26 protein-coding genes are annotated in these 22,371 nt (G+C 45.8%); 1 reads left to right on the top strand and 25 read right to left on the bottom strand.

Annotation, left to right across the window (positions count from 1 at the left end; translation table 11 throughout):
• Window positions 1-203: 203 nt before the first annotated feature.
• From Q9R46_RS03750 to Q9R46_RS03695, 12 genes are all read right to left on the bottom strand, one after another.
• Window positions 204-1,424: an RtcB family protein gene (locus Q9R46_RS03750; protein ID WP_145412293.1), complete on the bottom strand. Its 1,221-nt coding sequence runs from the start codon at window positions 1,422-1,424 to the stop codon at window positions 204-206.
• A 198-nt stretch (window positions 1,425-1,622) separates the two neighbouring features.
• Window positions 1,623-2,072: a GNAT family N-acetyltransferase gene (locus Q9R46_RS03745; RefSeq protein WP_145412291.1), complete on the bottom strand. Its 450-nt coding sequence runs from the start codon at window positions 2,070-2,072 to the stop codon at window positions 1,623-1,625.
• Window positions 2,069-2,521, bottom strand: coding sequence for a GNAT family N-acetyltransferase (locus Q9R46_RS03740; protein ID WP_145328827.1), 453 nt, complete (start codon window positions 2,519-2,521; stop codon window positions 2,069-2,071). The genes Q9R46_RS03745 and Q9R46_RS03740 overlap by 4 nt, the downstream gene beginning before the upstream one ends.
• Before the next feature lie 183 nt (window positions 2,522-2,704).
• Complete coding sequence (locus Q9R46_RS03735) at window positions 2,705-4,852, bottom strand: S-layer homology domain-containing protein (RefSeq protein ID WP_311279026.1); 2,148 nt, start codon at window positions 4,850-4,852, stop codon at window positions 2,705-2,707.
• Window positions 4,853-4,985: 133 nt separating this feature from the next.
• A complete protein-coding gene (locus Q9R46_RS03730; RefSeq protein WP_311279025.1) occupies window positions 4,986-7,658 on the bottom strand; it encodes a winged helix-turn-helix domain-containing protein in 2,673 nt (890 codons plus the stop codon).
• Window positions 7,659-7,830: 172 nt separating this feature from the next.
• Complete coding sequence (gene pgsA / locus Q9R46_RS03725) at window positions 7,831-8,367, bottom strand: CDP-diacylglycerol--glycerol-3-phosphate 3-phosphatidyltransferase (protein WP_311279024.1); 537 nt, start codon at window positions 8,365-8,367, stop codon at window positions 7,831-7,833.
• The gene (locus Q9R46_RS03720; RefSeq protein ID WP_311279023.1) at window positions 8,364-9,077 is read right to left on the bottom strand and encodes an SDR family NAD(P)-dependent oxidoreductase; all 714 of its coding nucleotides are present in this window, start codon (window positions 9,075-9,077) and stop codon (window positions 8,364-8,366) included. Before Q9R46_RS03720 ends, pgsA begins: the two co-directional genes overlap by 4 nt.
• Before the next feature lie 92 nt (window positions 9,078-9,169).
• Complete coding sequence (locus Q9R46_RS03715; protein ID WP_311279022.1) at window positions 9,170-9,883, bottom strand: class I SAM-dependent methyltransferase; 714 nt, start codon at window positions 9,881-9,883, stop codon at window positions 9,170-9,172.
• Between the two features lie 258 nt (window positions 9,884-10,141).
• Window positions 10,142-10,525, bottom strand: coding sequence for a VOC family protein (locus tag Q9R46_RS03710; protein WP_145328817.1), 384 nt, complete (start codon window positions 10,523-10,525; stop codon window positions 10,142-10,144).
• A gap of 171 nt (window positions 10,526-10,696) precedes the next feature.
• Complete coding sequence (locus Q9R46_RS03705; protein WP_311279021.1) at window positions 10,697-11,221, bottom strand: YfiT family bacillithiol transferase; 525 nt, start codon at window positions 11,219-11,221, stop codon at window positions 10,697-10,699.
• A gap of 69 nt (window positions 11,222-11,290) precedes the next feature.
• Window positions 11,291-11,833, bottom strand: a complete 543-nt coding sequence (locus tag Q9R46_RS03700; RefSeq protein WP_311279020.1) for a GNAT family N-acetyltransferase — start codon at window positions 11,831-11,833, stop codon at window positions 11,291-11,293.
• Between the two features lie 18 nt (window positions 11,834-11,851).
• Window positions 11,852-12,529, bottom strand: a complete 678-nt coding sequence (locus Q9R46_RS03695; RefSeq protein ID WP_311279019.1) for a class I SAM-dependent methyltransferase — start codon at window positions 12,527-12,529, stop codon at window positions 11,852-11,854.
• Between the two features lie 164 nt (window positions 12,530-12,693).
• Here Q9R46_RS03695 and Q9R46_RS03690 point away from each other — a divergent pair, with 164 nt between their 5' ends.
• Window positions 12,694-13,467 carry a sporulation protein gene (locus tag Q9R46_RS03690; RefSeq protein ID WP_145328810.1) on the top strand — a complete coding sequence of 258 codons (774 nt, stop codon included), beginning with the start codon at window positions 12,694-12,696 and terminating at the stop codon, window positions 13,465-13,467.
• Window positions 13,468-13,541: 74 nt separating this feature from the next.
• On the opposite strand, the gene Q9R46_RS03685 is transcribed toward Q9R46_RS03690, so the two are convergent.
• The 13 genes from Q9R46_RS03685 to Q9R46_RS03625 all read right to left on the bottom strand — a co-directional run bounded on the left by Q9R46_RS03685 (window position 13,542) and on the right by Q9R46_RS03625 (window position 22,371).
• Complete coding sequence (locus tag Q9R46_RS03685; protein ID WP_311279018.1) at window positions 13,542-13,823, bottom strand: hypothetical protein; 282 nt, start codon at window positions 13,821-13,823, stop codon at window positions 13,542-13,544.
• 19 nt (window positions 13,824-13,842) lie between these two features.
• Complete coding sequence (locus Q9R46_RS03680; RefSeq protein WP_311279017.1) at window positions 13,843-14,412, bottom strand: DMP19 family protein; 570 nt, start codon at window positions 14,410-14,412, stop codon at window positions 13,843-13,845.
• A gap of 376 nt (window positions 14,413-14,788) precedes the next feature.
• The gene (locus Q9R46_RS03675) at window positions 14,789-15,451 is read right to left on the bottom strand and encodes an HAD family hydrolase (protein ID WP_311279016.1); all 663 of its coding nucleotides are present in this window, start codon (window positions 15,449-15,451) and stop codon (window positions 14,789-14,791) included.
• 43 nt (window positions 15,452-15,494) lie between these two features.
• Window positions 15,495-15,665 (bottom strand): YHYH domain-containing protein, encoded by a 171-nt coding sequence (locus Q9R46_RS03670; protein ID WP_123065151.1) that lies wholly within the window; start codon window positions 15,663-15,665, stop codon window positions 15,495-15,497.
• 115 nt (window positions 15,666-15,780) lie between these two features.
• A complete protein-coding gene (locus Q9R46_RS03665; RefSeq protein ID WP_311279015.1) occupies window positions 15,781-16,566 on the bottom strand; it encodes a Cof-type HAD-IIB family hydrolase in 786 nt (261 codons plus the stop codon).
• Window positions 16,567-16,593: 27 nt separating this feature from the next.
• The gene (locus Q9R46_RS03660) at window positions 16,594-16,956 is read right to left on the bottom strand and encodes a DUF3139 domain-containing protein (RefSeq protein ID WP_311279014.1); all 363 of its coding nucleotides are present in this window, start codon (window positions 16,954-16,956) and stop codon (window positions 16,594-16,596) included.
• The gene (locus Q9R46_RS03655) at window positions 16,953-18,566 is read right to left on the bottom strand and encodes a PH domain-containing protein (RefSeq protein WP_311279013.1); all 1,614 of its coding nucleotides are present in this window, start codon (window positions 18,564-18,566) and stop codon (window positions 16,953-16,955) included. Before Q9R46_RS03655 ends, Q9R46_RS03660 begins: the two co-directional genes overlap by 4 nt.
• Entirely contained in the window at window positions 18,563-19,102 is a 540-nt protein-coding gene (locus Q9R46_RS03650) for a PH domain-containing protein (RefSeq protein ID WP_311279012.1), read from the bottom strand. Before Q9R46_RS03650 ends, Q9R46_RS03655 begins: the two co-directional genes overlap by 4 nt.
• Before the next feature lie 142 nt (window positions 19,103-19,244).
• Window positions 19,245-19,805: a GNAT family N-acetyltransferase gene (locus tag Q9R46_RS03645; protein WP_260984468.1), complete on the bottom strand. Its 561-nt coding sequence runs from the start codon at window positions 19,803-19,805 to the stop codon at window positions 19,245-19,247.
• 60 nt (window positions 19,806-19,865) lie between these two features.
• Window positions 19,866-20,315 carry a YhfM domain-containing protein gene (locus tag Q9R46_RS03640; protein ID WP_311279011.1) on the bottom strand — a complete coding sequence of 150 codons (450 nt, stop codon included), beginning with the start codon at window positions 20,313-20,315 and terminating at the stop codon, window positions 19,866-19,868.
• The gene (locus Q9R46_RS03635; RefSeq protein ID WP_311279010.1) at window positions 20,312-20,980 is read right to left on the bottom strand and encodes a zinc dependent phospholipase C family protein; all 669 of its coding nucleotides are present in this window, start codon (window positions 20,978-20,980) and stop codon (window positions 20,312-20,314) included. The genes Q9R46_RS03640 and Q9R46_RS03635 overlap by 4 nt, the downstream gene beginning before the upstream one ends.
• 51 nt (window positions 20,981-21,031) lie before the next feature.
• Window positions 21,032-21,820, bottom strand: a complete 789-nt coding sequence (locus tag Q9R46_RS03630) for a hypothetical protein (RefSeq protein ID WP_145328788.1) — start codon at window positions 21,818-21,820, stop codon at window positions 21,032-21,034.
• A gap of 98 nt (window positions 21,821-21,918) precedes the next feature.
• On the bottom strand, window positions 21,919-22,371 hold the full coding sequence (locus Q9R46_RS03625) for an NUDIX hydrolase (protein ID WP_145328786.1): 453 nt from the start codon (window positions 22,369-22,371) through the stop codon (window positions 21,919-21,921).

The following is a 22,371-nucleotide window of genomic DNA, read 5'->3' as shown; positions in this document are numbered from 1 at the left end:
GTTATCCCCAGATTTTTGTGATTCCCTTTACAAAGGGGAAAACCCGGTGATAAGCGTATGCTTCCGATGCAGCTTTCTTTCAGAAAGCTTTTAGGCGACCGCTACGCTTCTTCAGGTTTTCTTTCTTCTCCGTTAATGTGTAAAAAATAGTTCAACTTATATAGTTTTTCAAAAAATAATGCGTGCCCCGGATTGATCCTTGATTAATCCTTGTAGGGGTCAAATTCATTGCCGCCAGCCATCGCTACGCCTACCGGGCGCAGGATATGATTGATTTTGAGCGTATTCGCGTGCGCATTGAGCACGTCTTGCAATTTTTTGTAGACAAACGGGCTTTCATCTGTGCCAGCTCCGCGGAGCTCCACGCCATATGCTCGAATGGCGGCTTGCATCTGTTCTTCACTAATTTCGCCGCCCATACGCGTGCGAAGTTTGTAATTCATTTTGCCTGCTGCCTGCGTACGACTCATGATTCGTCCTGCCCCGTGAACCGTACTGCGGAAGGACACGGTATTTTCCTCACTATGGATGCCCTCTACAATAACCGAAATATCCCCCATACTCCCGCCGACAAAGCCAAGCTGGCCAGGTGCCAGCGGTGTCGCTCCTTTACGAACGACGACGACCTCCTCGCCCATATGCTGCTCTTTCCACGCAAAGTTATGATGATTATGTACGGCATATTCAGCACTCGCTCCGAGGATATCCAGCACCTGCTCAATCACGTAATCCCTTCCGGCATAGGCATAACGACCTGCCAGCGTCATACCTGCCCAATACATATCACCCATTTCACTGTTCAGGTCAAACAGGGTCGGCGGCTGATCCATTGATTCACCCGGTGCTTTGCCACCGAACTCTCGTCCAGCCGCCAGATTAAGGAATCCACTCGCCACCTTATGCCCAAAGCCACGGCTGCCAAAATGATTGGCAATCCATACCTTGCCCGTCTGCTCTTCCACAAAAATATCGACAAAATGATTGCCGCTACCGACGGTTCCGAGTTGATTCCGCGCCAGTGTCTTCAACTTCTGTTGCAATCCGCCTGCGATGGTATCGAAGAGCTTCCAGTTCGGATCGTCGAACAGCTCATGCTCCACCGGTTTTGGATTGTTCCGGCCTACGCCGAATGAGATCGTTGTATTAATATCATCCATAATGACCGAAATCCGGTCACGAATATCGTCCCACATCAGGTTCGTGCGCACTGCTTTGTTACCACAGGCAATATCGTATCCCACTCCTGACGGACTGACCATGTTGCGATAAGCAACCACTCCGCCAATCGGTTGCGAATATCCCTTGTGATGATCGGCCATTAAGGCCACGCCCAGCACATCTCCATATTTTGAACAAGTCACCGCCTGACTGACGGCGTTCTCCAGCGGTTCCCCCCAGACTTTGATGTTATCCACGATACGCATATTCGGTAACCTCCTACGTATTCTTTTTCCTAAAGTTTAACAAAAATCTATCCTTCCCGATATGCTACTAAAGTATAGGTGTAGGATACGCTATACGGCTGTACAGAGTTCCCACCCTTCCGTTGGAACACAGAAAAAGAGAGCGTCCGCCAAGGGCTCACTCCCTTTTTTACCGTGTTATAGAAAACATATTGCCTTTTATAAATGTTTTCGGTATCCCTGAACCTTCTCGTCGCCGAAGCCCAGTTTCTCATAAAATCGATGGGCTTCCTTGCGCTGATCTCCAGACACCAGAATGATGTACGCACATCCCAGATCTTTGGCAATATGTTCGAGCTTAAGCATGAGCTTCTGTCCGACGCCCTGCCTGCGAACCCGTTCGGAGACAATGACATTTTCCACGACCATAAACGGCTCGCAAGAACCCATCAGATCCATGCATTCAACCCCCATAACCGATCCCACAAGTTTGTCCTGATCATAGGCTCCAAGCACATAGTATTGACCCTGTTTCTTCATTTGCTGAAACGTCTTTTGCATTTGCTGCGCATTCATCTGCTGTTCATTGGGAGGTGTACCCATCAATTCATGATACAGCTGGTTTAACGCAGGCAAATCCTGCGGTTCAATCTGTTTAATTGTAATCATCGTGATGCCTCTGCTCCTTCTGATCTGACGAGATCCTTCTTGAAATAGTAGTGTTGGTATCCTGTAGGTGCATTCTCGATCATCGTCATCAGCTCGTATCCGTGTTTTTGGTAAAATTCGGGGGCCTGGTAGGAGAACGTATTCAGCATAATGAAATCACACTGCTTCTCCCGGGCCAAACGCTCTACCTCCTGTAGCAGTTTCGTTCCATACCCTTTGTGCCTCTCTTTGGCATCAACCCACAAAATATCTAGCTCGACCCAGTTCCAGCATAAGGTGCTAAGTACCCCTGCTACAATCTGCCCTGCCTCGTTTCGAATATGAAAATGAAGCTCCTCGTATCTGTTCCTTAAAGCCTCGCTCACATGTGCCGCATTGTAGGCGACCAATTGCTGGCGGACATAGGCTGAATCTTCTTCGGTACTTGGTGTAATGTTGGTAAGTGGCATACCTGTACTCCCTTCTCTGTTCTACAATAATCAAAATTAGAATCTACTGTCTATGTATCGCATATTATCACTTAACGTTATCTCACTCATCTTATACTATATTACACAAAATGGAAACAACGCACCTTCCTATTAGGAAAGTGCGTCTGTTATCGTTCCATTCAAATTAGACTACGATATGCTCTACTGGGCTTCTCTCAGATAAACCTCTACATAACCCCCGCCCGTCATACCCAACGGATCTGTAGCCATTACCCATATTCGTACAGGCGTATTACTTGTCCCTAATGCTGTGACGTATAATTTCTGTCCAACCATTCGAACGGTTGCTAATTGTTCGTCAGGAGACTCCGCTTCTAACACAAGTGTCGAGCTGTCGTCATCCTCATCTCTAAACATGTAGGACAAGTCTATCTCGATTTCATCCCCACCTACATAAGCCGTACTTCCTGCTGGTGCCTCGATTAATTCAGGTGGAGCACCATCAAAAACATATATCAGTTCTTCTTTTAGTCGTAGTGCTTGGTGCGTTATGGAATCTGGTTCTTTTCTGAGGTCAATCTGATTCGAATTTAACCTTACATCTTCCAATTTCGTTAAGTCAACCACACCGCCCGGAATATGAACAAGCTGATTGTTTTGCATGTACAATGCTTGCAAGGAATTCAACCCTGTCACGTCCAGCGCAGTAAGCTCATTATTTCTCAAATTTAGATAATGCAAATTCTCAAGTCCTGTGACATTGATTTCACTCAAACGGTTCCCCGACAGATCAAGCCACTCTAAATGTTCGAACCCGGAAGCATCGGCTTTGCTTATGTTATTGCCAGATAGATCAATTTCTACGACATTTAATCCTTTAAATATATCGACACCTGTCAGATCGGAAATCCCAGCCTCTCTTGCATACAACCCTCCCTGAGTCTGGATAAGAGCCTCGGCTAATTCCACTTTGGTCAGCGGAGCATCCAGATCCTTTTGTAGCCAAAATGCTATAGCTCCAGCCAAATGCGTGTCAGGGAATTGACGTTTAATCGTATTTACTTGTACGGTAACCTGGAGTTGTGCCGTTACACTGGCGCCTTGTTCATCTGTAGCTTGAATGGTCAGCATCGTCTGACCAGCAGCCCGCGGTGCAAGTCGAATTACTGAGTCCGTCACAGTAGCGGATACCAGGTTCTCATCTCCCGACAAGACAGCGAACTTCAATGGCCCGCCCTCTGGATCGCTGAAATAAGAAGAGGCCTGCAAGTCCTTCGAAGCGTGATCCAACGTTAATTCCTGAGCAGGCAAACCTCCCGGATCAACGATTGGAGCACGATTATCGCTTCCTGGATTCGATGGATTCGATGGATTCGATGGATTGGTTGGGTTCGTTGGATTCGTTGGATTCGTTGGATTCGTCGGATTGGGAGGGTCTGATGGGACAGACGGATTACCCGGATTAACTGATCCTCCGCTTTCTCCACCTGTTGTTCCGCCCGGCATCGTACCAGTATTACTGTTGTTGTTCACCGTAGCATTTCCATTGCCCACTGTTCCTGTAATTGTACCTTGGGTCTCCGTTACTTTGCCTGGGATATCGTTTGACCCCTGCGAATTGGAACCTTCTTGCTCTGAACTTGCTGCCTCCAATACTTGAATCGTATCTGTTGCTCGCAACGCAATGACAGCCATCTCTTGTCTGGACGTAGAGCGTTTCGGTGCAAAATACCCATTTTCTCCCTTGAGAAGCCCTAATTCAACGGCCTGCTGCACACTGTGCAAAGCCCAGGTGCTAATATCCTTGCTATCCTTAAATAATAATGATTGCTGTCCATTAGATGCCCCATCATACCCTTTCACCTTAAGTGCCCGAATCATCGTAACAGCGAGCTGTTCTCTCGTCACTACATCATTCGCCCGGAACGTACCATCAGGATACCCATTCATAATGCCAATTAAGTAAAGAGCATAGATATAAGATTCGTTCGAACTTGTCCGCTCTAAGTCTTTAAATAGCTGTTTCGGTCGTTGGTCTGAAGACGAGACCTTGATCTCCAGAAGCTGAGACAGCATATGTGCAAGTTCTCCTCTTGTCATGGGTGAACCTGGATTAAAACGACCTGTTCCGTCGGGAAGAATCCATTGTTGCTGGGTAGCTTTTTCAATAGCTTGCTGGGCCCAAGGAGCAGCCTGACGCAAGTCCTGAATACTTTTCGCATCCTCCGCGGCACTTACTGTTCCCGGAGCACCAACGAGAGTAAGCGACAACACGGCGGCTATATACGGCGCAACTTTATTCCAACGGTGTTCAGAGTAACCTTTAGAATTGAATCTACGTATAAACATTTATTAACACAACCTCCTACAGAATCTTATCGCTAACGACACCGAAAATTCACAGCGTTATTTCGTTAGATTCATTGTAGAAGAGACCACATCGTCCAGACAGTCTACAAAAAAGTAGACATTGTTTCACACCTTATAATAAGCCCCGTTGCTCAGCAATTTGTACCGCGTGGGTACGACTGCTTGCTCCAAGCTTGGCAAACACGCGGCGTATATGTGTATTTACTGTGCCGGGTGATATCCCAAATTCGGCTGCAATCTGCTTGCTGGTCAGACCTTCTGCAATATGACCAAATATTTTCTGCTCCATGGGACTCAGTCCCACTTCCTTCTGCTCATGCTTGGCTTCATCTAGCCCTGAACGGCCCCGCACCTTTTGGTTTTGGACAAAAGCAGAGAGTAATTGCTTCACATAAGTTAATTTCACTCCATCTTCCGAGATGGCCTTCTTACGGCGAAGCACCAAATACTGCTGAAGTAGCCATCTTATCGGCTCCCCTTCGGCAACAAATGAACGAATATATCCTTCAGGTTCTCCCAAAATAAGAGCACGCGATAAAGCTACAACACCAGCATCTAGATTCCCCTGCTTCTGCAGCATCACGGACTCTAACAGAGCACATTCAATCTGCTCTGTCAACAGATCACGTTTTTCAGCGTGTTCTCGAACTCGTTGCAGTTCCTTTTGCGCGTAATCATACTGCTCAAGAATCACGGCTGCACGGATTCGAATCATCCACTGAAATAGTTGATCACAACTCATTTCAACGAGCATTTGTTGTTCGTCTACCGGATTAGCGAGTATGTGCGTGGCCGTGTCCACAGGGCTCTGCTCAAGCCATATTCGATTACGATGTGCTTCCAATACAGATTTCCAGTACTCTGTATCCTTCTCGGACAGCAGACTCTCAGCCTGCTGCAACAGCTTTAGCCCTTCCTCAGGTCTACCTGAATGTAATTCAAGCCTAGCTTTCAATACATATACAGGAACAAGTAGTGCCGCCACTTTAATCTGCAAGGCCACTTCAAGAGCTCGTTCCGCATACTTCACGGCTTCGGATAACTGCCCCTGTTCCATCAAAACCTCACCATATCCTGCTCCATAGTAGGACGTTACATAGGCAGGTTCATCATACCAGCGCTTTGTAATAGCTCCAAAACAAGCTTCAGCTCTCCTCAAGTAACCATTAACGCCGTGAAAACTTCGCACACGCATGCTCTCTCTTCGATCGTAGTCCATATACTGAAATGCGATATCATCAGGATAGCCCTGATCAATATAAGACACCAGATACGCAGAAAGTCCTTCTAAATCCCGGTTAAGATACGCCATATAAGCTCTCATGACACAGATCACTTGTAGCAAATATTCGATAATCTCTGGTGCTACCTGTCCTTGGAGATGCACGCGGATGACATGCTCGAGCTCATCCAGTTGTTTCACCATCTCCCCGTAAGGCATTTCACGCGCAACTAGAAACAGATAAGACATATATAATTTAGGACGAGCCTTCACCATTTCCAGCGGCAGAACATCAAAATATTTACGAAGTGTCCACCACTCTCCCATAATGAAATGGGCAAACAGCTCTTCCAGCAATCTTGCAGCATCCTCCATATGTAGCCCAAAAATATAATGATCCAGCGCTTCAGAGGGATATCCGTTATGTTCATACCAAAGTGCGGCCAAACCATGTAATTCATTGCCCAACTCTGAGCGATTACGTGTTAGCTCACGCTTCAGGAATGCCGAAAACAAATGATGATAACGATACCATTCCCCTTCCCGATCCAGCGGGATAAGAAAAAGATGTTCCTTCTCCAGCTGCCTTAACAACTGTGGAGCTTCCTCCAAACCACTTAACACCTGACCTAAACGGCTGTTCATCCTTCTTGTTATCGCAGTTCGAAGTAAAAAGCGCTGCATTTCTGGTGACTGACGTTGGAATACCTCTTCAAGCAAATAATCCGAAATGTTTCTGTTTCCCGTTCCTGCATCCATGGAGCGAGATGGGATTGAGGAGAGGAAGGTCATTGAATTTTTCACCGAGTCTGCTGCCCCTAGTGTGTGAGATAAAGCAAGCAATTTTAACCCGGCCGCCCACCCCTCCGTCTGCTGTACCCACCCAAGTGCATCCTTGCTGGCATGCTCGATACGCATCACGTTCTGGCAAAAGTCAATGCCTTCTTCCGCTGTAAACGCAAGTTCCTGAAGGGTAAGTTGCTTCAATTCCCCTCTCAGCCGTAGCTTCTCCAGCTTAAACGGAGGATACGTCCGACTCGATATGACCAGATGGATAGACAAAGGAAGATTTTCAATAAAATCCTGCATCTGCGAATGAATATCCGGCTGTGTTACCACATGGTAATCATCCAAAATAAGCATCGTATGCTGATCACTCTGGGCAACACGATTCAACAGCAAAATTAGTGCTGCTCTCGGCTCGATTGGATAGCGTTGCAAGAAATAAGGCAGAACCTCCCCACATAACCCCTGTCTCACGCGGTCCAACGCATGAATAATGTAAAGCCAAAACTGAAGTGGATCTTGATCCTTCTCATCCAGACAGACACAAGCCGTATGCCCTGCGGCTTTTCTCAGCCAACTCCCCAGCAGTGTTGATTTTCCCGAACCGGCAGGAGCAGTCAACAGCGTCATCTTGGATTGCATAACTTCATCGTATTGCGAGCTGAGCCTTGGACGATCCATGGTATCCACTGGTAAAGGGGGAAATTCCAGTTTGTTTGTCAAAATCATAAATTGAAGCCAATCGCCGTGGAAACCAGCCGTTTGTTCTTGTTGCATGTAGTCCTCCTGAACCCGCACTGAGGTGCACATTATAGAAATCGTTGTATGTACATTTAGATATTTTAAGTATACAGGGAACAACGTCGATATCGCACACGATTTTATACAAAAACAAAGACAAATAACCCTGCACAGAAGTACAGGGCAAAAGAGACGTTTATTTACCTTTTTATCTCAATAACTTCAAATTGACGATGATATAATTCAAACCGGATAACAACGTAACACCCGTCGCAATCCATATCAAGATCATATCTATTCTCAAATCTGTAAAAGTACTAAATATCACATGATGAATTAAAACGGTAAGGATTGCAACGACTTGAAGAACCATTTTAATTTTTCCATACTGATCAGCAGCGAGTGCGATTCCCTGTTCTGCAGCTACCATACGCAAGGCAGTGATTACAATTTCACGTGCAATAATAACAACTGCAACCCACGAGCTAATCATATCCACCTGAACCATCATAATAAGTGCCACTGAAATGAGAAGCTTGTCTGCAAGTGGATCGAGCAACTTACCCAACCTAGTTACCTGATTGTACTTTCTGGCAATATACCCATCCAGCTTATCTGTGCAAGCGGCTAGTGCAAAAATAATTACCGCAACCATCAAACCCGGCTCCTGCTGAACGAGAAAGCATAGCATAAACAGCGGAATTAATGCGATTCTTGCCAGAGTAATCCCGTTTGCCAGATTCACTGTTCCTTGGCCCCCTCTAGTAATTTCAGGATTTCCAATGCCACATCATGTGGAGATTTCAGTTGACCTAATTCATAAGCATCTCGAAATGCTCCGGACAACGCAAATTCCTCTGTACTTTTTCCTCTCGCCACAGCCTGCAATTCCGTATCCACCATACCCGGATCAAAAGCGACGACCTCTGCCGGATTAGACTGTGAAGCTTGCTCCATCGCGACACATTGTGTGAACATGTTGATTCCTGCCTTTGATGTACAATAGGTGGCCATTGAAGGAGCAGGATAACTGCCCGAAGCGGAACTGACATTAATAATTTTTCGGCGTGCCGTTATATGGTTGGTATGGTGAATAAAAGATGACGTAAGAATCATCGGCGCGGCCAAGCTAATATTCAGATGAACGCTAATCTCGTCCGCAAGACACTGATCTATGGGTTTCAACGGTTCAAGCACGGCCGCATTATTGATAAGTCCGATGCATTCCACAGAAAGAAGCGGGATCTGCTCCAATATACCCGAGATTACACTGTCGATCCCATGAATGTCTTTAAGGTCGAACTGGACATGAGTGTACCCTTCGTAGATATTGCCCAAGTCGGATGCTCCGCGTGCTATGCCGTAGACGGAGTCTCCTTTTTCCAAACAAAGTTCTGCAAGCTGTCTACCAATGCCTTTGGATGTACCTGTAATAATAAAGGTTCTCTTACCCATATGTTCGCCGCCTTTCGATTTGCATCGATCTTCTTTCTCTATGTCAGGAATGATATGTAGTCTAGTTACCCATAAAGATTTTCATTCTGTACTTATGGTTTTCTCCACATGGTCACCCACAAAATAGGCAAACCAAAATACGGATCTTCCTGCCCCATCGCTTTCATTGGACGCAGTTCCACACACTCAAACGGGTCCTCCAGTAAATACCGAAGCTTCTCCTCCGTAAAAGCAAGTCCGCCCCGCATTGACTTCTCACGGTACACTTCCCAATCGTCCATCACATGCTCCGGGCCGCCTTGACCGCCGAATCCTGGTGCAAAACAAGTCATGCCGAACAGCCCTCCCGGCTTCAGCGCACGATGAATCATCTCAATGTAAGGAATACGCTGATGCGGTAGCAGATGGTGCAGACAGCCCGAATCATAGACCAGATCATATTCCTGCTCCGGCGTCAGATCGAACACCGAACGACATTCAAAATGTACATCCAGTTGTTCTTCCGCTACGCGCTCCTTTGCCCAGGCAATCGCAGTCTCTGACAGATCGTAGGCGTCAACCTGATATCCGTGCCCTGCTAAATACAATGCATTCCGACCAGGGCCACATCCCAGCTCCAGCGCTCTGCCCCCTCTTAACCGTCCAGCTTCTACATCAGCAACCAGATTCTCGTCTGGCTTGTTTGGAAAAAACGGAATGGGTCTGTCCCGATTCTCATAGAACGGCTCCCAAAACTGCTTGGCCGATCTGAAGTCCGCATCGAGCATGTCATAGAGATCCTGCACACTTTTTATCGTTTTCTCCAAAGTCTGAATTCCTCCTGTTTTACCGCTTAAGTTGGGTGTTTCTTCACTGTTGTTTTCCATGCATTATGCATGAAATCCAAACCAATCCACTACACTTTATTATAACATTTTTAACCATTATTTTCTCTATTTCTCATGTGTGAATTTAGTAGAATATGCATTGTTTTTTCCATACAAAAAGCGAACGACATCACATGTCGTCCGCTTGAAATTCCAGCTATAAGATTACAACTGTACAGCTTATAAATACATTTCGTTTTATCCCTTGCGCTCCATCACGGCAAAGTAATTTTTCTCATTATCTGCAAAATTAAAGACACGCCCTGTCGGCATCTCTACAATCTCTCCAACCGTTACATGTTTAGCGGACAAATCGGCATATAACCGATCAAGGTCATCTGTGAAAAACATCAATGAGGGTGTCCCCAAATTTAGCTCGGCCGACATACGTGCCACGACCTCTTTATCATGCAAAATGATGCTGGTCTGTGCGTCTTTCGCAGGCGCGACTTCAATCCATCGCATACCTTCATCAAGGATGACCTCATCCACGATGTGGAATCCGGCTACCTCCGTCCAAAAAGCCAGGGATTCGTCCTGGTTATTGACGTACAGCATAACTTGGCCTAATTTGCTAAACATGTACCAACCACTCCTCTAATCAAGTTATCTCGGTATTCCTTCAATCTTAGATTGCCTCAGATTCCAATTGAGTATAACATGCATGTCCTATTTTAAAATAAACATTTTAGAGCAACTAAATTGACGTTTCATGCCACCTATACGGCGAGGAAAGTTTGCTGTAATTTCTCTCTATATTCCCAGTCGATCTCGAAGCGAAGTGATCTGGGCAACATGGTGTTTACCATGCCATACATACAAGCCTAGACAATGATCCAGTCTCATCGTTTCTTTGGATGCAGGATGATAGAACGCTTTGGCATAGTCTTCGTCCGATAGCGCGTGTAGCAATGCCGACCAGCGGCGATGCAGTGCATCCAAAAGCTGAAGGGAATACTCAATATCTAAATCCCTGGAATCACTCAGTTCAGCCCAGCGCTCCTCAAAATACGGGCGAATCGTGGGCGTATCCTCTGTCAAAGCGAGCTTGAAGCGAATTACACTATTCATATGACTATCTGCCATGTGGTGAATAACCTGTTTTAGCATCCAGCCGCCGTCCCGATATGGCAAACTCAACTGTTCTTCATCAAGTCCTTTTACCGCTTCTCTCGCACGTTCAGGCAAGTCTGCAATATCTTGAATCCATTGTTGCCTTTGATCCAGCGTTACTTCACCTTCATGTGTGAACTGCCCAATCGGATATCTATAATCCATCTTGTCTCCCCCATGATCCCTGTGGATTTGTTTACTGCATATTAACACGACACCACTCACCGAGCTACTTTATAGAGTATACTCCATCAGCCAGCAATCTCTCATCTGTCCTTCATGCAGTTCATGCTGTGGTAGCTTTTTAACCCGTTTGAAGCCACACTTCTCGTAGCAAGATAACGCACGTTCGTTCCACGCTTGCGGGTCCATCACGATTTTCCGGGCATGTTTCTCCTGAATCAAATATGCTGTCATAGACTTCACCAGTTGCGAGCCGATCCCCCTGTTCCAGCAATCCGTTTCCCCGATGAACTGATCCGTGCCATAGATGATTTCACCATGGTCAGCATAACCATATTCCGCACGTTCCTCTGTCTCCAGTTCATAGAACTGAATGTATCCGATTGGCCGACCTTCATATTCCACAATACACCGGGTAGCTTCATCATCTTGATCGTAAAAATGTGCTCTCACAAGCTCCAGATCATGCGGCTGATCACGACCTTCGTAGTACTGCAGAACCTCCGGGTCAGACAACCATTTGACTAGAGTAGGCTCATCCGCTGTCTGTAACAGGCGAACGGTGATATCCTCCGTTTGATATAATTTGTTCACTTCAATCCTCCGATCTGCTTACCCTTTTACAGCTTTCCAGATATATTTATGTTCTCGCACCGCTATTTTTCCATCGACCGTATGTTCCTTTAACTTGGCTTTCAATTGTTCACCGTACTCAGGCAGTGTATAATCCGGGTTTCCCGGAACGTCTGCAAGGAAAAGAGCAAACTCATTTTCGTCAGGAAAGACCATGAGTGCCTCATGATATTCTTCGATCTCTATCTGCTCATAACGTTTACGTTCCAACCGTTCACGCACCTTGGTTACATCTGTATGTATTCCGAATAGCAGTCCTCCTTTAAGGAGAATTCTTCCATACTCGATAATAGATGTGGGGCCCCTACGATTATAGATCAATCCGAATTGTTTATCCTGAAAAGGCAGTTCTTCCTTTGTTGTTGCACAGATAAAATCCACATTCTGAATCGTACTGGATTCCAGCCTCTCTTGGGCTATTTTAATCATCTCTTCCGAGTTATCGAACCCTGTTATATGAGCAGTATGTGCCGCCATTTTAAGAGTAAAATCGCCGTGTCCACAGCCTGCATCAAGCACCGATGTATACGCAGGCAGCAACTGGATCAACCGCTCTTCAAATATTTCTTCCGCGGACTTCCCCTCCCACATGTACTGTGCTCTAGCTCTGTATTCACCATTACGCCGTGCAATCATATCGTACCATTCCATGCCCATAGACATCCTCCTCATCCGATAGCATTTATCTCATCCAATATTCGACAAAACCACGCTGATTCCCCTTCTTCTCTAAAAATTGAAACGCATCTATTTCATCGTCCGTATTATGCTCGAAATCATATTTTCCCCATCATAATCCATTGAATCTGGAGGTTACTTGCATGTCATTTTTCAAGAAGATGTTGGCCAGTGTTGGTGTAGGTGCAGCGAAAGTGAATACGGAATTACATACGACAGAGGTCATGCCCGGTGGAGTGCTTTCAGGAATTGTCTACATTGAAGGCGGGGATGTGCAGCAGCAGGTCGATCGAATTTATCTATTAATCAAAACGCACTACATTCGGGAAAGTAATGATCGCAAAGTAAAGGAAACGGCTGTTGTCGCCAAATATCTGCTCACCGAGGGATTTACGTTGCAGCCTGGTGCAAGACTGGAGAAGAGCTTTCAATTCGATCTGCCAGAAAATCTACCGATTACACTACACCGTGCGGAAGTGTGGGTGGAAACGGGGCTCGATATCTCTAGTGCAGTAGACCCCTCAGATCGGGATCTTATTCATGTTGTGCCTTCCAGACAGATGGAAACCGTTCTGGATGCCATTGATCTACTGGGATTCAAGCTTCGTGAAGTGACCAATGACTATGCTCCAAGGCTCGGTGGCAACCTGCCGTTTGTACAGGAGTTTGAGTTTGTGCCGACCAGCAAGTTCCGCGGATATTTGGACGAACTTGAAGTTCTCTTCTATCCAATGGGGGATTCTTTGGAGCTGTTAATCCAGATCGACCGTCGTGCACGAGGACTTAGCGGAATGTTATCCGAAGCCATGGGCACGGATGAGACCTATGTACGCCTTCAACTGCACGAGAGACATCTGGAGCGTGGTGCTCGCTCCGTCGCACAAGGCTTGGAAGAGATTATATCACAGCATCTCTAGACTGCGAAAACGAAACAACATAAAGAGAACAACAGCCCTTGCTAGCATCCATCCGATGCCAGGGGCTGTTCTCTTTATCTTTTGCTCTTACCCGCAATATAAGAACGAATGACATAATACGCCATAGCAAAAAGGAACGTACCCCCAACACTTAGGGCTATCATCAAACCGCTTCCACTTGCCACATGTCCAAAGTCAACTTGCGATGGCGCACCAGACGTTGGTAGTTGTGTACCTTGCGGAACATGCTGTAATGTTAGAACCATGCCTTGAACTACATTCCAAACTGTTAACAAAAGTATGAAAATACCCGATACGATCACCGTTTCAATTCCCAAACGTTTGTTCAGACGCATTCATTTCGCCCCCTTATTCTTATAGAACGAGAAACTGCTCCAGCTGTTGCTTTAATTCATCTTTATGCTCGTCTACATACTGGTACAGCAAGTCGAAACTCTCTTCATTATCCGCTTGAAAGCTTAAATGTTGACCTTCCTGCTCTACCTGCTGTAATAACTCATGGATCTGTGGCCCATGTGTCTGCAAACTTGTTGAGATGTCGTGTTCAGACAGACGCTCCACATTTTCTCTTAACTGACCTGGCGTAATCCTTTGTTCCGTCAGGAGCTGTTCCACCTTTTGCAAAATCATCGCATCTGTCTCATTGCCACTTCGCATCAACGCGCCTGTGACCTCTCTCAAATGCTGGCCGCTTGCATTCTCCAAGTAACCGGTCAATCCATTCATCGATAGTTCCGTATCCAGATCAATAATCAGTATTATGTCCCGCAGCACAACAGGCAGCTCTGAGACCTGCTCACGAATCGTGGCGAATTCAGCCCTGTACATATCCATTGCAATGCTGCCCACGATTTCTTCACCTGACATCTCTTCGATGCCTGCAGGCGGCATCAACTCCGCCAGTTCTTCCTGTAACTTGTTCATCTCACTTCTCCTCCTGTATCTCTCTATATAGCGTAGTCATGATCTGCGCCGCCACGTCTCTCCATCATACCAGAATATGCTGTATAGAAAAGAAATCGCGCCAAGTTAACATGCATTTGACTTACGAAAAATAAATTGCTGTTATGATCTTGGCATTACAAATTTAGGGAGGGGTAAGGATGCGTCTGGCCTTGTTCACAGAAATTATCTTCCCGAATGCCGAATCGCTTTTCCCAGCAAAGTAACTGCCTATAGACAGCTACAGGAATTTCGGCCTGATCTGCTTCATGTCGCTACAACGTTTAACATGGGGCTACTTGGCATTGAGCAACGCCATCGACGGAAGATGGGTCAAATCTATACGGCTTAAATGTTGTTAGAGCAAGGTTTTCAATTCTCGAAGTTGCTGGATTGTATGTAGCGGTGTTGCCTCAACTTTCTCCGGCCAAGGCTGGTTCACCTTCATCCAGATTGTGCTCATGCCTGCTTTGGCCGCCCCCTGTATATCATTCAGCGGATGATCCCCGATGTAGAGGCATTGCTCAGGTTCTAGATCAAAATGATCAAGGGCTAATTGAAATATACGCGGATCGGGCTTTTTCACGCCTGCTTCTTCCGATACAATGATGTAATCATAATCCTCTCGAATGCCAAGTTGATCAATCTTTCCATACTGAATCTGTGTTTGACCATTAGTGATTAAACCAATCAGGTACTGGCCTTTCAAATGCTGTATTACTTCTCTTGCCTCATCCATTAGCACTGAATTTCGCACATACTCCCGGCCGTAGAATGCCATTAGTTCTTCGTGCGGAGGATGTTCGGCCCAAGGTAATTCCTCTAATAATTCGCTGAACAGCCGAGGTTTCTCCTTATAACCATCTTCGTCGAGCTTGATAATCCGCTCCTTAATATGTTCGGTTGATTCCATGTGCCCAAAATACGTGTTGATCAAACTTTGTGTGAATCCCTCAAACGTTCTTGTCCGGTCTAGAATCGTGTTGTCTAAGTCGAAAATGACAGCTTTAATATGGTTCATGAAGCTTGTCCTCCGTTCTGCTTCAGATTATCGAGAAGTCGAACTACTTTTTCTTTTTATGATAATGGTAGCCTGTGCACAGACCTTTTTTAATCGATTTGGCAGAGCACTTGTGTCCACCGTTTTTGTCCAATCGACCCGGATGTGCATACGCCGAGGAGGATACACCGATAAGCATAACCAGCGATAACATGATAATAAAACCTTTTTTCATATCTAATTTCACCTTTCTTTTCACACCCTATGCTTTAGGGCTTTCTCATTTCACTTCATCTCATTTTACATAAAAATCCACAATATGGATATCCCTTATTCCAACTAAAGCCCTTTTATATAAGCTTGTAGTGCCTCAACGCATGGGTTATTCCACCCTCACTCGCTTTCCGTGTGACATAATCGGCACTTTGCTTGACTCGCTCTCCACCGTTCCCCATAGCAACACTTACGCCCACATAAGTTAGTAGATCTATATCGTTCTCTCCATCGCCAAAAGCCATCGTTTCCTCTCTGCGTATATTTAGGTGAGTTAGAACGATCTGAGCTGCTACAGATTTACTGACTTCACCTGCTTCAAGCACATTGCAAACGTATGGATGGAATCGTACAAATCGCAAAGAGGGAAACCGTTCTTTATATTGGTTTGTTTCCTCCTCATTTGCGTATAAACACATACAGTATATCTCCTCATCCAGCGTCAAGGTCTGATCCGGATATTCCATCAATCCAAGTGTCTCTCGAAGAGCATCGGTCACACGATGATCCGTCCGGCAAGTTCCGTTCATGCCTAAAGACTCCGTGAAGTAGGAAAGTGCATGTCCCTGAGACGCAGCAAAATGGCTAAACTCCCTAACCATGGTTGAAGAAAGAATGGATTTATGAATAATTTCACCACGGCAAGTAACCAAAGCTCCGTTAGCTGAAATAACCGTATCTATGCCAAGATGTTTGAACTTTTCACACAGATGATGTGGTCTGCCCGTCACAAGGATGATATGAATTCCTTTTTGGATTAACCTGCGGATGGACTCTTCGGTATCCTTGGAAAGGCTACGATCTTTTTCACTGAGCAACGTACCGTCCACATCCAAAAATACAGCTTTTATTACTTTTTTCATTAACCCTCATCCTCTTCCTCTTCTCCTCTAATGCTGATCGTCCATTGGCTCGAAATGCTTCAGGTCTGATTTCGTTTTGCCGCTCTTCTTCGCCTCTTCCGAAATGCGGTGGCTGAACTGAATTACATCATTATGTGCAAAATATATATACTCCACATCCGGTTCATCCTTAAACTTTACTACAGCAAGGAAGGGTGGCAATTTCACACTCCAGACGCCTTCTACGGATTCAATCTCATTAGGAGAATAATGTTTCTGCTCCGTTAAATATGTCGTGACACGATGTGCATAGATCATTTTGTTAGCTTTTACATAGATAAATGGCGTGAGAATCAATAAAATCAGCGTAATGCCAATCGTCCATGATACGATCTTTTTCGTTTTACTCATCTTAACGCCCCCCTGCCTTTGTCTACCCGGATCTGCACCTCGTTGGAGCGCCTCATGTACCACATCTGGAACGCGTTCGCCACGTCACCCGGTATATCGTGAACATGATGATGCATGACAGGTTTGGCACGATTTACGGTATGGATGGAAGCCAGCCCTAACTTGCGCTGCAAGGGATGACGTGTAATCTTGATTTCAATGACCTTTTCCCGTTTGGACAGAAACAGTGTCGAAGTCAGCGCACCTGAGCGAAACTGAATGAACTGATCGTTCAATGCATACCGCGTATGATAAAAATTAACCACCCTACACGTTGTAATGCACACGATCAACAGTAGCGAAATCATCCACCATGACTGTTCCATGCTGAACAAAACCGGTTTGAAGTATGCTAGCACACCCGTTACGATGATCCACAACCAGTTTGGTTTAAGTACACGCAACCACAACGCTTTTTGCGGCAACCTCTGCATTTCCTCCGTCACATGATAGGAAGGTAGCATTTCTTCAATAATGCGATAGGCCTCTCTCACAGGTAAAAAGGGATATAGTGTGTTAATCTCCTGGCTAGCTTCACCCAAACTACCAGCGGTTGTTAGTTCTACCTCGGCAAGACCCAGCATTCTTTTCATCAGGGACTGTGTAATCTTGACGGCCTGTACACGGTCTTTCTGAATCGAGAACGATGTCTTTTCCAGCATGCCCTTCGTAATATAAATTCGCTTGTCATCGGACGTGATCTGGAAATCTCCATATTTCACAAAGGTACGAACAATGCCAAGCCCGACGGATATAAGGATCAATAGCAGGATGATCAGGCTCGTTACCCACCATGATTCAAGCCAGGATAATACAAGGCTTTCGGTTACGGTTTCGTCCGGGAAGAAATCCTTTACGGTTGAGTACAAGGAACCCAAGATCGGGATCAACACCAGAAAACTAAGTGAGGTAAACGATGCTTTGAACACATCTTTGCGCGTAGAACGATAGTGAACGACGTGTTCGAGTTTGCCTTTAATTCCATTGGCATTGTCATTGGCATTTGCGCTTACGTCACTGCCTGCTTGTTCTTCAGTTTCGATATCCCGCTCTGCAAGTAAGCTTTTCTCATCCTGTACGTTCCGCTCATCATCCATAATTCCTTCAACCGTATCTTGGACCTCGGATAAATGAAGGGCTACCTGCTTTTCTAACCGTTCTGCTTCAGAAACCGAAACGACCTGTAACAGAAACGTCGCATCATCCCCCTTGATACCCGTTTCGAAGCGTATAGAGGTTACACCGAATAATCGATGAAAAAAGCTCGTATGCCGGCTCACATTTTGTACTTTCGTATACGGGATCGTTCTGCGGGTTCGACTGAATGCTCCCGTGTAGATATGGAAAGCTTTCTCATCGGCTGCATAACGTGTTGTGAACCATTTCCAGATGATAGAGATCAGTGCGATGGAAATACCGATGTAAAAGATGATTCTCGCATAGAAGACCCATGTCGAATCCGATCCTGCACGGAATACGAATAAAAACAGAATAAAGGCAAATGTGCTTTTAAGCAGATTGCCCAGGCTCCACAACAAGCTGAGAGCATGATGCCGTTTCATCTCCGTCATTCATCCACCTCGTTAATCCGGGCATAATCCGCAATCTGGTTACGTAGCGCCAATGCCACATCTTCCGGCAAGGCCGGGATATGGTGGGATGAACCCATCGTTCCGATGGACACCGAGTACAGTCCGTATTTTCTCATGAGTGGCCCCTGATTGGTTGATACGGATTGCACCTTGGCCATCGGAATGACCTGATGCACCTTGTTCAATGCCCCGTGCTTCAATTGCACAAACTCTGCGTTAACGCCATAAAACCAATATCGATACAACCACACGGGCTGCAAAAATATATCCCACACGGCATAACCTGCGGATATAACCGTGACTCCCCATAAAATCCAGCCGATCCACGGCCTCCAATCATACACGGAGTCCAGTATAAGCAACGCTGCCAATACCACAAAGCCTATGACGTTGTAGAGGATCGCGCTAACTCTCCACAAGCTTATAGCATGAGGGGAAAGCTTCTGTTGCGGCGGGCTCCATTCCTCTGTTCCTGTTGTTCCTGTTTTATCTGGTGCATCTGTTGTTTCTGTCATGTTGCAGTCCCTCTCCTCTCTTCTCTTTTTGTCTTCTGTCTGTATACTTTACGATAATGCTTATGTAGCGATGCGCTTTAAGTAAAAGAAGTAAAAAAAGATGACTCCTGTTCACGTGCAGGGGGTCATCTTTTGTTTTCGTTTATTTTCCAGTAAAATCCTGTACTTCACACAACCATACCATATTTTCGCTGCCTTCGCCCCAGTAGTCCTTCACTACAACATACGGCTCTCCAAACTTCCGCCGCCACTTCCGCTGTGCGATCCGATAACCACTGTCCAGACAAAATTGGGTAATCCCCCGCTCCTGTAGTTCGGTGACCAGTGCTGTAATAAGCGCAGAAGCAATCCCCTGACCCTGCAGTTCAGGTAAAACATACAGGGAGCCCAGCGTTCCAACGTGATCCAGACGATGGCTGGTGCATTCCTGAACGACTTTCCCGCAAGGCCCATATGAAATCGTCCCCACAACCTTACCGTCTTTCCGGGCAACAAGGAAAAAGGGAGCCGTCTTCGTTGGTTCGAGATCAGGCTCATGCTGTAAAACAGCTTGTACTACAGCCTTTTTATGCTCGATCTCTTCCTGAATCTCATCCAGAAGGGAGCCGATTCCTTCCTGACGATATGCTTCTGGAATCGTTGTCTCAAAAATATGATATGCTCCATCCACATCTGCTGCCGTCAGTGTTCCGATTGTTATCAACTTGCCTGCACTCCATTCATCTATAAGCCTGTATTCATGTTGTTTGTCTGTGTGCTCCATTTAGTCCGTACGCCGCTGAATGATTTGTCTCAGTTTATTCGCGTTCTCAAGAGGGATCGTATATCCGGTCATCGTATCCTTCTGGTTTACAAGCAAACCTTGCGACTTAGGATCTGTACCCAGTGAAAGATCATACCGAGTAACGGAACCGTCTGCGTATGTGATGTTCATCTTGTACTCCGCAGCATAATCAAGTACCCCCTGCATACGCTCGGCACTGAATATCACTTCGGTAACGATCTGAATCTCGTCAGCGCGGTCAAATTCTACATCGCGGCACGTTTTAGAGAAGTGAGCCTCATTACACGCTAACGTAATTAAGATAGGAATTCCCTGACTCTGTTCCATTTTCTCAGCCTCTTTGGAGCCCATCTCACTCGAATTGTTGCCACCGCACGCTGCAATGAATATGACGCTGAAGAATAGAAGCAACATTCCGATATGTCTCACTTATAGGCCTCCCATTCAGCTAATAAGTCGATTAAGCGTGGGACTGTTTTTTGAACAAAAGCTTGTACAACCTCTTCGGTAATGTAACACGGAATAATGCCCGGTGCTTCCCCATGCAAAAAAGAAAACGTACGCTCCCGCCAGCCTAGAATTTCATCCGCCGTTAAACGATTTGTCATTTCATACCCTGACGAGTTATTTAAGGCTGACCATACTTCTTCGCTCCAATTCATGGTGTGATACAGATTAAAATCAATCTGATCCGTCTCCTCGTAATATAAACGGGACAGGTCTTCCTTGGTTCGCACGACTCCATCACGCTGGTCATGCTCACAAACCTGTTCCATGAATGTGGGATAAACACTTCGAAACCAGTAATAATCCGTCATCACATGCATGAAGTAACCGAGAACAAAGGAAGTCCAGCCTTCACTCGTGCGCTCGCTAATGTAATCACCATAAAACTTCTGGAGACGTCCGGTATAATTGTTTTCTTGCTCAGGATAAAAATGAGTATGCTGCTTGTCGTCCTTGGTCGTGCCCTCACGTATGTGAATGGCATCCGGCGCAATATTTCCGAGATAAAATGCTCCCAGGTCCAGGGGCTCAGGCAACATATCAGCCAATCGATGAGCTACACTTAGATGTACCATAGGCAGAGGCATAGACAGATCTCCTTTTTCCGTTGAAGAAATGGTTGTAAATTTAATCTCTCGTTAGCTCACCAAACCTGCCACTCTCTCGTCCTGCATCCGGTCAAACAACTTCTCCAGATCCGTATGGTACGCAGGCTGTTCCTTTACCAGCAAACGGATATATTCCGACCCACACTCGTAAAATACGAGGCGGTTAAAAGGTGCTGTATCGCCAACATGATTAGGCTCCAATCCATACTTGGCTCGAATCAAATTCTCGATATACCGCGCGAAACCTTCATTCCACTCCAACCAGCTCCAGTATTCCGCTTGCTCTTCTGTAAGAGATTGGAACAACGCCGTTCGCGCCGCCTGAATTTGCTGTAAATCCTCACTTTTCAACGCAGATAGAAGAGAATCGATTCGCCCGGCAACAGTCTCATCTTCGTACGGAAACTCATAATCGATCTCCCAGGTTACACGCTTAAGCTGGGTCATTTTATGTTTAATCTGCAGACGGTCAACAATCCGTTCCCCATATTTCCCATAGACAGAACAATGCACGTATTCATGGAACAGAAAAACCTTCTGCTCTAAATCTTTGAAAACAGACGCCGTCACGATCGCGCACATGCGATTGTCCATATGGTGTACAGGCATTGCGCCGAGACAGTCATCGGGAATATACAAGTCATCCGGTACGGTTTTGACCCATTCATACTGCCCGGTTTCAGATGAATAATCAAAGATATATAACAACGATTCGTGCGCTACAACAACCGGATGGTGTTCTGCAAAAAAAGGATGCAGGCTGACCAGCTCGGTCTGAAGCTTATTTAACTCGTTAATTTGCTGTAAAAATGTATCCATGTCTAACCCTCTCTCTTTGCAAAATGATACTCTTATCATACTAAATCAGTATCCGTAAATCACTGAGAGAAAAATGATAATATTGTGCGAAACGCTTACTAACCTTGGATATATCCCGCTTTGGACAGCACATATTTGGTGAATGGATTGATATCAGGAATCGGCTGAGTCAAGTCGAAGTACCTGAGCTCTAACCCTTCATCATCCATCACCGTCGGACTGCCCGTAATGCCCCCTGCTTCATAGATTGCCATGACATTGTATACCTCATCTCCATGCGGATAACGGTAATACATATCCTGACCCGAAAATATGGTAATCAGCTTATATGCCTCTGCTCGTAGACCAGCTTCTTCATATAATTCACGCGCAGCAGTCTCTTCCAATGATTCACCCGGTTCAAGCGAACCGCCAATAGTGCCCCAATCCAAGCTATCTGTTCGTTTCTGGAGTAGCAGGTGACCCTGCTCGTTAAACACCAGTACACATGAACCTGCCATGATCAAGGGACGTGTGCCTACCATTTTTCGCAAATCCATGATGTATCCCAT

Source organism: Paenibacillus sp. RRE4 (assembly GCF_031844205.1).
Lineage (GTDB): Bacteria > Bacillota > Bacilli > Paenibacillales > Paenibacillaceae > Paenibacillus > Paenibacillus xylanexedens_B.
Note: the sequence above shows the minus strand (reverse complement) of the source record. Positions and strands in the feature narration are given on the sequence as shown.

Excerpts from the sequence above, each read along its gene's own strand:
- Q9R46_RS03635 (WP_311279010.1), bottom strand. The coding sequence starts at position 20,980 with ATGCCTCTGCCTATGGTACATCTAAGTGTAGCTCATCGATTGGCTGAT.
- Q9R46_RS03670 (WP_123065151.1), bottom strand. The coding sequence starts at position 15,665 with ATGAAAAAAGGTTTTATTATCATGTTATCGCTGGTTATGCTTATCGGT.
- Q9R46_RS03740 (WP_145328827.1), bottom strand. The coding sequence starts at position 2,521 with ATGCCACTTACCAACATTACACCAAGTACCGAAGAAGATTCAGCCTAT.
- Q9R46_RS03630 (WP_145328788.1), bottom strand. The coding sequence starts at position 21,820 with ATGGATACATTTTTACAGCAAATTAACGAGTTAAATAAGCTTCAGACC.
- Q9R46_RS03730 (WP_311279025.1), bottom strand. The coding sequence starts at position 7,658 with ATGCAACAAGAACAAACGGCTGGTTTCCACGGCGATTGGCTTCAATTT.
- Q9R46_RS03665 (WP_311279015.1), bottom strand. The coding sequence starts at position 16,566 with ATGAAAAAAGTAATAAAAGCTGTATTTTTGGATGTGGACGGTACGTTG.
- Q9R46_RS03675 (WP_311279016.1), bottom strand. The coding sequence starts at position 15,451 with ATGAACCATATTAAAGCTGTCATTTTCGACTTAGACAACACGATTCTA.
- Q9R46_RS03705 (WP_311279021.1), bottom strand. The coding sequence starts at position 11,221 with ATGGATTATAGATATCCGATTGGGCAGTTCACACATGAAGGTGAAGTA.
- Q9R46_RS03710 (WP_145328817.1), bottom strand. The coding sequence starts at position 10,525 with ATGTTTAGCAAATTAGGCCAAGTTATGCTGTACGTCAATAACCAGGAC.
- Q9R46_RS03650 (WP_311279012.1), bottom strand. The coding sequence starts at position 19,102 with ATGACAGAAACAACAGATGCACCAGATAAAACAGGAACAACAGGAACA.
- Q9R46_RS03655 (WP_311279013.1), bottom strand. The coding sequence starts at position 18,566 with ATGACGGAGATGAAACGGCATCATGCTCTCAGCTTGTTGTGGAGCCTG.
- Q9R46_RS03690 (WP_145328810.1), top strand. The coding sequence starts at position 12,694 with ATGTCATTTTTCAAGAAGATGTTGGCCAGTGTTGGTGTAGGTGCAGCG.
- Q9R46_RS03735 (WP_311279026.1), bottom strand. The coding sequence starts at position 4,852 with ATGTTTATACGTAGATTCAATTCTAAAGGTTACTCTGAACACCGTTGG.
- Q9R46_RS03680 (WP_311279017.1), bottom strand. The coding sequence starts at position 14,412 with ATGAACAAGTTACAGGAAGAACTGGCGGAGTTGATGCCGCCTGCAGGC.
- Q9R46_RS03745 (WP_145412291.1), bottom strand. The coding sequence starts at position 2,072 with ATGATTACAATTAAACAGATTGAACCGCAGGATTTGCCTGCGTTAAAC.
- Q9R46_RS03720 (WP_311279023.1), bottom strand. The coding sequence starts at position 9,077 with ATGGGTAAGAGAACCTTTATTATTACAGGTACATCCAAAGGCATTGGT.
- Q9R46_RS03695 (WP_311279019.1), bottom strand. The coding sequence starts at position 12,529 with ATGGGCATGGAATGGTACGATATGATTGCACGGCGTAATGGTGAATAC.
- Q9R46_RS03625 (WP_145328786.1), bottom strand. The coding sequence starts at position 22,371 with ATGGGATACATCATGGATTTGCGAAAAATGGTAGGCACACGTCCCTTG.
- Q9R46_RS03750 (WP_145412293.1), bottom strand. The coding sequence starts at position 1,424 with ATGCGTATCGTGGATAACATCAAAGTCTGGGGGGAACCGCTGGAGAAC.
- Q9R46_RS03685 (WP_311279018.1), bottom strand. The coding sequence starts at position 13,823 with ATGCGTCTGAACAAACGTTTGGGAATTGAAACGGTGATCGTATCGGGT.
- Q9R46_RS03660 (WP_311279014.1), bottom strand. The coding sequence starts at position 16,956 with ATGAGTAAAACGAAAAAGATCGTATCATGGACGATTGGCATTACGCTG.